Raw genomic sequence first — 9,141 nt, 5'->3', positions numbered from 1 at the left:
GTGGTGAGGCTGTCTGTTGTGGGTGGGGGTTGGGTTGTGTGGTGGTGCGCTTGTCTGGCGCTGGCGGGCGTCGATGGCGCTGTGGCGGTGCGTGGCGGCCGATGGGGGGTGGCCGGTTGTGTTGTGGTGAGGCTTGTCCGCTGTGGGCGGGGCCCGGTCGTGGTGTGGTGGTGCTTGCCTGCGGTGGGCGGGGGGTCGGTCGTGCCGTGGCGACGCCTGTCTGCCGCGGGCAGGGAACCCGGCGCGGCATGACGCCTGTCTGCCGCAGGCAGGCACCGGCCGAGTCGGCGATCCCCGTCTGCCGGAGGCAGTTCGACGCCCGAGTCGGGTGGGTGGGCAAGTCACCAGCGGGCGGGCGGCGGTGCCGTCAACGCGTCCGTCAGCCTCGACAGCCTGTCCCGAAAACGCCGGCGCCCCCCGGAGGGAGACGGCAGGGAGTTCTCCCCGGCCGCCGCGCTGACCAGGTGCTGCACGGTGTCGAGGTCCAGTTCGGCACCCTCCGGTACGGCCAGCGACTCGTGTGCCATCGCCGCCAGTTCGCCCCCGCCGTCCCCGAGGGCCAGCACCGCCGCCCCGGCCCGCCGGGCATCATGCACCCGCTCCAGCAGCGCGGCACCCGGTCCCTCCGGCGACACCACGAGCAGTGTCTCGCCGCGCCGGGCCCCCGCGAGCCGCCCCAGCCCGACCGCCAGATGGGCCGGATCCGACGGACGCGGGTCATGCCGTACGAGTGTCGGGGCCAGCTCCGGCGTACCCGACCACGCGGCCTCGTCGACCAGGTGCGCCGCGAGATGCCACGGCTCGTACTCCGCCGTGCCGACCAGCAGCAGCCCCCCGCCGTGCGACACCACCGATCCCCGCAGCGCCCCCGCGAACCGCCGCGTGGACCCCAACCACTCCGTCCCGGCGAGCACTTCGCGCAACAACGCGACCCGTACGGCATCCATGCGACCGCATCCTGCCCCAACCGGCCGCTCGTGACCCCCAGTTCACCCCGAATTCGCCCAACTTGGGCAAGGAATCGAGCCACTGTCCAGCAAGGAGCCCGACCATACCGACCGCCACCGTCCCGACATCGTGCTGAAGCGCGACGGGCGAGACGGGCGACTTCGGCGCGTACGAGACGATCGGCTTCCGGCGGGTGCCCGTGACGGAGCTCACCCGAGCCTTTCCGGCCCGCGGGGCGGACGTAAAGTCGGCCCATGACCTCTACCGATACCGACAGTGCACAGAAGGCCCCCGCCAAGGACCCCTGGGACCTCCCCGACGTCTCCGGACTCGTCGTCGGCGTGCTCGGCGGGACCGGCCCGCAGGGCAAGGGCCTCGCCTACCGGCTCGCCAAGGCCGGCCAGAAGGTGATCATCGGCTCGCGGGCCGCCGACCGTGCGCAGGCCGCCGCCGACGAGCTCGGCCACGGCGTCGAGGGCGCCGACAACGCCGAGACCGCCCGGCGCAGCGACATCGTGATCGTCGCCGTGCCCTGGGACGGTCACGGCAAGACCCTGGAGTCCCTGCGCGAGGAACTGGCGGGCAAGCTCGTCGTCGACTGCGTCAACCCGCTCGGCTTCGACAAGAAGGGCGCCTACGCGCTGAAGCCGGAGGAGGGCAGCGCCGCCGAACAGGCCGCCGCCCTGCTGCCCGACTCCCGGGTCACCGCCGCCTTCCACCACCTGTCGGCGGTCCTGCTCCAGGACCCCGAGGTCGACGAGATCGACACCGATGTGATGGTCCTCGGCGAGGTGCGGGCGGACGTGGAGATCGTCCAGGCCCTGGCCGGCCGTATCCCCGGCATGCGCGGCATCTTCGCGGGGCGCCTGCGCAACGCCCACCAGGTGGAGTCGCTGGTCGCCAACCTGATCTCGGTCAACCGGCGCTACAAGGCACACGCCGGGCTCCGCGTCACGGACGTGTGAGCCGATGGGGGACACTGGTCGGCACAAGCCAGTGCGGCAGTGTCCCCCGACAGGAGAAACAGGAGAACAGCCCCCATGCCCCGCCTCGCCCTCTACGCCCTCGCCGTCTGCCTCCTGTCCGTGGCCGCGGCGGTCGTCTCCTTCGTCCAGGGCAGCTTTCTGGGCATCGTCTGGGTGCTGCTCGCGGGCCTGTCGTCCAACATGACCTGGTACTACGTGAAGCGGGAGAAGGCTCGGAAGTCCCTCACGGGCTGAGCTCCCTCACGGGCTGACCTGGCAGAACTCGTTCGTCCCCTGCCAGAAGCGGTACAGCTCCTGTCCGCAGTACGTCTCCAGTTCATTGATCCCCAGGCTGCGCAGCATCGAGTCGATCACCTCGAAGAACGCGCTGTTGATCGACGGCACCCACAGCAGCGCGAACACGAACAGCAGGCCGAAAGGCGCGAACGGCTCCACCTGGCGCTTGATGTTGTACGACAGCCAGGGCTCGATGACGCCGTAGCCGTCCAGGCCGGGTACCGGCAGGAAGTTCAGCAGCGCGGCCGTGACCTGGAGCAGGGCGAGGAAGGCGAGGGCGAACCGGAAGTCCCGGGGCACGCCGTCCAGCGCGTCCAGCCAGAACGGCGCCGTGCAGACGACCGCGAACAGCACGTTCGTCAGCGGTCCGGCCGCCGAGATCAGACTGTGCCGCCACCGCCCCTGGATCCGCCCGCGCTCGATGAAGACGGCACCGCCGGGAAGACCGATCCCGCCCATGATCACGAACAGCACGGGAAGCACGATGCTCAACAGCGCGTGGGTGTACTTCAGCGGGTTGAGGGTGAGATAGCCCTTCGAGCCGATCGAGATGTCGCCGCTGTGCAGGGCGGTGCGCGCGTGCGCGTACTCGTGCAGGCACAGGGAGACGATCCACGCGGCCGTCACGAACAGGAACACGGAGAACCCGGGCTGCTCGGCGAACCCGGTCCAGGTGGCCCAGCCCGTCACCGCCGTGACGGCGACGATCCCGACGAAGACGGGGCTGACCCGCCGGTCGCTGTGGCGGGTGGTGGCGGTGGTCATGGGGCTCCCTGGACACTCGTGAACACGCGGTGGGACTGCCCGACCGTACCGGGCGCGGGGGGAAAACGTCTCGTGGGTGGTCGGGGGTTCCGGGGGGAACCTCCCGCGCGTCCGAAACCCGGAAGCGGAGTCGGACTGTCCCCAGAGACAATGGACCCCGTGCGCTACCGCATCCTCGGCACCACCCAGGCACTCCGCCCCGACGGCACGGCCCTTCCGGTCGGCGGGGCGCGGCTGCGTGCGCTGCTGACCGTGCTCGCGCTGCGGGCCGGCCGGACGGTGCCCGCCGGGCTCCTGGTGGACGAGGTCTGGGACGGCGACCCGCCCGCCGATGCCACGGGCGCGCTCCAGGCACTCGTCGGGCGGCTGCGCCGGGCGCTCGGCGCGGAGGCGGTCGCCTCGGTGGACGGCGGCTACCGCCTCACCGCCGCGCCCGACGACATCGACCTGCATCGTTTCGGGCGCCTGGCCGACGAGGGCGTGCGCGCGCTGGCCGACGGCGATCCCGCCAAGGCCGCCGTCGTCCTCGACGACGCCCTCGCCCTGTGGCGCGGTCCGGCCCTGGCCGACCTGCCCGACCGCACCGCCGAGGCGGCCCGATGGCAGACCCGGCACCTCGACGTGCGGCGCGCCCGCCACACCGCCGCGCTCGCCCTCGGCCACGCCGAACAGTCGCTGCCCGAGCTGACCGCGCTGTGCGACAGCCACCCGCTGGACGAGCCCCTCCAGGCCCTCCGCCTGCGCGCCCTGCGCGACGCGGGCCGCACGGCGGAGGCCCTGGCCGCCTACGAGGACGTACGACAGCTCCTGGCGGACCGCCTCGGGACCGATCCAGGACCGGAACTGAGGGCGCTGCACGGGGAGTTGCTGCGGCCGGTGGCCGGGGGCGAACACGAACGCGGGGACGGCGGCCGACAAGGCTCCGGCGCGCAGTCGGCGGGATCCTCCGGCTCAGCCAACGCCCCCCTCCCGCCGTCCGGCTCGGGGGCGGCGGCCCCCGGCCCGTCGGGCCACAGAGCGGGTACGCACGCTCCCGGTGGACGGTCGTCCCGCCGGCGTATTCCCAACGGTGATGGCTCCGGGTCCCAAGGTCCGGCCGGCCGCGGGGCGGACGCCCCCGCCTCTGGCGTCCCCGTCTCCGGCGTCCCCGTCTCCGGCGTCCCCGCCTCTGGCGTCCCCGTCTCCGGCGTCCCCGTCTCCGGCGTCCCCGCCTCTGGCGTCCCCGCCTCTGGCGTCCCCGCCTCCGGCATCCCCGCCTCGGCCGCCGCGCCCGGCCTCAGCCCCCGCCCCCCGGCCGCTGACACCGCGGACCCCCCGCCCCCCGGCAACCTCCGCGCCCGCCTCACCTCCTTCGTCGGCCGTGAAACCGACATCGAGGCCATCCGGGGAGACCTCGCGGCCGCCCGGCTCGTCACGTTGATCGGCCCCGGTGGGGCCGGGAAGACGCGGTTGTCGCAGGAGGCCGCGGAGGCCGTGCGGTACGCGGCTCGGGACGGGGTGTGGCTGGCCGAACTCGCTCCCGTCGACGACCCGGACGCCGTGCCGGAGGCCGTGCTCACCGCCGTCGGCGCCCGTGAGACCGTGCTGTACGGCGCCGGTGCCGAGGCGATGCGGGCCGGGGCCGAGCGGCACGACGACCCCGTCGAGCGGCTCGCCGAGCACTGCGGCAGCCGCCGTATGCTGCTGATCCTCGACAACTGCGAGCACGTCGTCGACGCCGCCGCCCGGCTCGTCGAGGAGCTCCTGGAGCGCTGCCCCGACCTGACGGTGCTGGCCACCAGCCGCGAACCCCTCGGCGTGCCGGGGGAGTTGCTGCGGCCCGTGGAGCCACTGCCCGAGCCGGTCGCGCTGCGGCTGCTCGCCGACCGGGGCGCGGCGGCCCGGCCCGGCTTCCGGGTGGAGGCCGACGAGGAGACCGCGGCCGCCTGCGCCGAGATCTGCCGGCGCCTCGACGGACTGCCCCTCGGTATCGAGCTCGCCGCCGCCCGTCTGCGCATGCTGACCCCGCGTCAGATCGCCGACCGGCTCGACGACCGCTTCCGCCTGCTCACCTCCGGCAGCCGGACCGTCCTGCCCCGCCAGCAGACGCTCAGGGCCGTAGTCGACTGGTCCTGGGAGCTGTTGGACGAGGACGAACGGGAGGTGCTGCGGCGGCTGTCCGTGTTCGCCGGCGGCTGCGACCTCGCCGCCGCCGAGGCCGTGTGCGGCCCGGCCGCCTTCGACGCACTCGGCTCACTCGTCGACAAGTCCCTGGTCGTCGCGGCCCCTTCCAGGGACAGCGAGATGCGCTACCGGCTCCTGGAAACCGTCGCCGAGTACGCGGGCGAACGGCTCGACGAGGCCGGTCAGCGCGCGGACGCCGAGCGCGCGCATCTGACGTACTACCGCGAATTCGCCCGCACCACCGAACCGTTGCTGCGTGGCCCGAGCCAGCTCCAGGCCATCGAACGGCTCGAGCGCGAGGCCGAGAACATCCGCGCCGCGCTGCAACGCGCCGTCGCCATGCGCGACGAGCAGGAGGTGCTGTGCCTGGTGCTGGCCATGGCCTGGTACTGGCAGATGCGCGACCTGCGCCTGATAGCCCGCACCTGGTCCCGCGAGGCACACGTCCTCGGCCCCGACCCCTTCGCCCCGCCCGTGCGTCGCGCCGCCCCGGTGTGGCAGCGCTGCACGGACACCCCACCCCCCTGGACCGGCGAGGTCCTCGCGGAAGCCCGGCGCGGTGTCCACCTCGTCCATCTCGCCTGCATGGACACGGAGTTGGACGCCTGGCAGACCCCGCAGGCGCAGCAGAAGCTGCGCGCCATCGCCGAGACCTACGAGCCGGGTCTGCCGCAGACCTGCCGTACCCCCGGCTCCCTCTGGTTCTTCGCCGTCATACTCACCGGCGACATGGACCGGGTGCGCCTGATCGTCGACGCCACCGTCGACACCTGCCGCGGCGCGCCCGGCTTCGAGTGGGAGCTCGCCGCCGGTCTCCAGATGCGCGCCAACCTGCTCGCCAACCGCGCCGACTGGGCGGGCGACGCGGCGCGCGACGCCGACGAGTCGCTGGCGATCTACCGGCGCCTCGGGGACCTGTGGGGCACCGCCGAGGCGCTCTCCGCCCGCGCGGAGGCCCACGAACGCCAGGGCGCGTACGGGCTCGCGGCCACCGACTACGAGGCGGCGATGGGGTACGCCGAACGGCTCGGTGCCCATGCCCAGGCGGCGGTGCTCGCCGCCCGGCTGGGCAACGCGCTGCTGGACGACGGCGAGTGCGAGCGGGGGGAGCGGCTGCTGCGCGAGGTGATCGGCCGCAAGGACGGCTCGGGCCACGAGGCGATGCCCGCCGCCCGGCTCTACCTCGCCGGCCGGCTCGGCATGACCGACCGGGTCCCCGAGGCGCGCGAGCAACTCCGGTTGCTGCGCGAGGAGTTCAAGATCGCCTACTTCGTCGTCTTCGACGCCTTCATCCTCTTCGCGGAGGCCTGGCTGGACGCCGCCGACGGCCGCCACGAGGACTGCCTGGATCGGATCCGGCAGGCGATGGAACGGGCCGAGGACCCGCTGGCCATGGTCATCGCTCCGCACCTGCGCTCCTCGTACCTGACCGTCGCGGCGATCGCCCTCGCCGGCATCGACGGCGGCAGCCGCGCCCGCGACGCCGCCCGGTGCCTCGGCGCCGCCGACAGCATGCTGCCGTCCGGCCATGTCGCGATGGCCATGGAGCGCGACGCACGCGACCGAGCCGTGGCGCGCGTGCGCGCCGCGCTCGACGACGAGGCCTACGAGGCGGCGTACGCGGAGGGCGGCGGCCTCTCCCTCGAGGAGGCCGCCGCCCTGGTCTGACGCGTACCGGCCGCGCGGGCGCCGGCGGGTCAGCTCTTCGTGCGGAACTTGTGGATGGCGACCGGCGCCATGACCGCCGTGATGGCCACCGACCAGGCGAGGGTCACCCACAGGTCGTGCGCGACCGGGCCGCCCACCATCAGCCCGCGGGCCGCGTCCGCGAGCGTGGACAGCGGGTTGTAGTCGGTGAACGCCTGCAGCCAGCCCGGCATCGACGCCGTCGGGGCGAAGATCGACGAGCCGAACTGCAGCGGGAACAGCACCAGGAAGCCCATCGCCTGCACGGACTGCGCGTTCTTCAGGATCACGCCCAGGGTGAGGAACACCCACATGATCGACGAGGCGAACACCGCGGACAGACCCACGGCCGCGAACAGACCGGGCCAGCTGGCGATGTCGAAACCGACCGCGACGGCGACGATCATCAGCACGGTCGTCGCGAACATCATCCGCGCCAGCTCCACCGAGACCTTCGCGAACAGCACCGAGCCGCGCCCGATCGGCAGGGACCGGAAGCGGTCCATGACACCGGAGTTGAAGTCCTGGCTGAAGCCGGTGCCGACGCCCTGGGACAGCGTCATGCTCATCATCGCGATCATGCCGGGGATCACGTACTGCACGTACCCGTCCTGCCCGCCGCCCAGGGCCTGCCCGATCGAGCCGCCGAAGACGTACACGAACAGCAGGGTGAAGACGATCGGCATCAGCAGCGCGTCGAACATCGACTCCGGGTCCTGCCGGATCCACAGCAGGTTGCGGCGGATGAGCGCGCCGGTGTGGCGCAGATGACCACGCAGCGGGATCCGGGCGTCGGTGGTGATCGTCGTTGCGGTGGCGGCGCTCATACGGCGACCTCCTGGCGGTCGTCGGCGGGTACGGCGTCCTGCGGGGCACTGGCGCGGTGGCCGGTGAGGGACAGGAACACCTCGTCCAGGCTGGGCAGTTCGGTGGTGATGGAGGAGAGCGTGATGCCGCGCGCGGTGACCGCGCCGACCACGGCGGTCAGCTGCTCGTCGCTGAGGATCGGGACCAGTACGGCACCCCGGTCGGCGTCCACGGTGGTGCTGGCGAGCCCGGTGATGCCGAGCTCGTCCAGCGCGGCGGCGAGCGGCCGCAGCTGCACCGGGTCGGCCGGCCGGACCCGCAGCGCCCGCCCGCCGACCTTCGCCTTCAGCTCCTCGATGGCGCCGCCCGCGATGACCTTGCCGCGGTCGACCACGGTCAGCTCGGAGGCGAGCTGCTCGGCCTCCTCCATGTACTGGGTGGTGAGCAGCACGGTCACGCCCTCGCCGACCATCCGCTTGACCTCGTCCCACACCTCGTTACGGGTGCGCGGGTCGAGACCGGTGGTGGGCTCGTCCAGGTAGAGGACGGCGGGCCGCCCCATCATCGAGGCGGCCAGATCCAGCCGCCGCCGCATACCGCCGGAGTACGTGGCCGCCGGCCGCTTGGCTGCCTCGGTGAGCGAGAAGCGCTCCAGCAGGGCGTCGGCACGCGCGCGTGCCTCCTTGCGGGGCAGGTCGAGAAGCCGCCCGATCATGTAGAGGTTCTCCCAGCCGGGGAGCTTCTCGTCCACGGAGGCGTACTGCCCGGTGAGTCCGATGGTCCGCCGCAGTTGCCGGGGCTGCCGTACGACGTCGTAACCGGCGACGGTCGCCTGCCCGGCGTCGGGACGGATCAGGGTGGACAGGATCCGCACGAGGGTGGTCTTCCCGGCGCCGTTCGGCCCCAGCACCCCCATCACCGTGCCCTCCCGCACATCCAGGTCGACACCGTCCAGCGCCTTGGTCTCGCCGTAGTGCTTGACCAGGCCCCGCACGGTGACGGCGCTGCCGGCGCGGTCGGGGTTCTTGTCGATTCGCGTCATGACCACGACGGTGTCAGGACGCACCGACAGACCACCGACAGACCACCGACAGCCGCCTACGGCTCACCGACAGGCTGCGCCACCGCCCGGGGGCTCCGCCCCCGGACCCCCGACCTATGCCCACCCACCACCCGACTCGGTAGGTCGAAAGGCGCACCACATCTCAGCCCGTCCGGCGTTTGTGGACGAGGCCGTTCAGGCCGATGGGGTCCGGGGAGCACCCCCGTGCGGGTCTGGGGTGTGTTCCCGTGGGGGTCTGGGGTGCGTTCTCCGTGCGGGTCTGGGGTGTGTTCCCGTGGGGGTCTGGGGTGCGTTCTCCGTGCGGGTCTGGGGTGCATCCCCCGTGCGGGTCCGGGGTGCGTTCCCGTGGGGGTCTGGGGTGCATCCCCCGTGCGGGTCCGGGGTGCGTTCCCGTGGGGGTCTGGGGTGCATCCCCCGTGCGGGTCCGGGGTGCGTTCCCGTGGGGGT

7 protein-coding genes are annotated in these 9,141 nt (G+C 73.0%); 3 read left to right on the top strand and 4 right to left on the bottom strand.

What is annotated here, in order from left to right; translation table 11 throughout:
* Positions 1–341: 341 nt before the first annotated feature.
* Positions 342–947 carry a hypothetical protein gene (locus tag ABT063_RS00165; RefSeq protein ID WP_351054785.1) on the bottom strand — a complete coding sequence of 202 codons (606 nt, stop codon included), beginning with the start codon at positions 945–947 and terminating at the stop codon, positions 342–344.
* Positions 948–1,202: 255 nt separating this feature from the next.
* Here ABT063_RS00165 and npdG point away from each other — a divergent pair, with 255 nt between their 5' ends.
* Positions 1,203–1,913 carry an NADPH-dependent F420 reductase gene (npdG, locus tag ABT063_RS00160; protein WP_351054784.1) on the top strand — a complete coding sequence of 237 codons (711 nt, stop codon included), beginning with the start codon at positions 1,203–1,205 and terminating at the stop codon, positions 1,911–1,913.
* A gap of 75 nt (positions 1,914–1,988) precedes the next feature.
* Entirely contained in the window at positions 1,989–2,168 is a 180-nt protein-coding gene (locus ABT063_RS00155) for a hypothetical protein (protein WP_351054783.1), read from the top strand.
* Between the two features lie 6 nt (positions 2,169–2,174).
* Here the strand turns inward: ABT063_RS00155 and ABT063_RS00150 are convergent, their stop codons facing one another.
* Positions 2,175–2,975 (bottom strand): site-2 protease family protein, encoded by an 801-nt coding sequence (locus ABT063_RS00150; RefSeq protein ID WP_351054782.1) that lies wholly within the window; start codon positions 2,973–2,975, stop codon positions 2,175–2,177.
* A gap of 150 nt (positions 2,976–3,125) precedes the next feature.
* Here ABT063_RS00150 and ABT063_RS00145 point away from each other — a divergent pair, with 150 nt between their 5' ends.
* Entirely contained in the window at positions 3,126–6,806 is a 3,681-nt protein-coding gene (locus ABT063_RS00145) for an AfsR/SARP family transcriptional regulator (RefSeq protein WP_351054781.1), read from the top strand.
* Positions 6,807–6,835: 29 nt separating this feature from the next.
* Here the strand turns inward: ABT063_RS00145 and ABT063_RS00140 are convergent, their stop codons facing one another.
* Entirely contained in the window at positions 6,836–7,651 is an 816-nt protein-coding gene (locus ABT063_RS00140; RefSeq protein ID WP_351054780.1) for an ABC transporter permease, read from the bottom strand.
* A complete protein-coding gene (locus ABT063_RS00135; RefSeq protein ID WP_351054779.1) occupies positions 7,648–8,673 on the bottom strand; it encodes an ATP-binding cassette domain-containing protein in 1,026 nt (341 codons plus the stop codon). The genes ABT063_RS00140 and ABT063_RS00135 overlap by 4 nt, the downstream gene beginning before the upstream one ends.
* Between the last annotated feature and the right edge of the window lie 468 nt (positions 8,674–9,141).

This window comes from Streptomyces sp. NPDC002838, from assembly GCF_040295365.1.
Lineage (GTDB): Bacteria > Actinomycetota > Actinomycetes > Streptomycetales > Streptomycetaceae > Streptomyces.
Note: the sequence above shows the minus strand (reverse complement) of the source record. Positions and strands in the feature narration are given on the sequence as shown.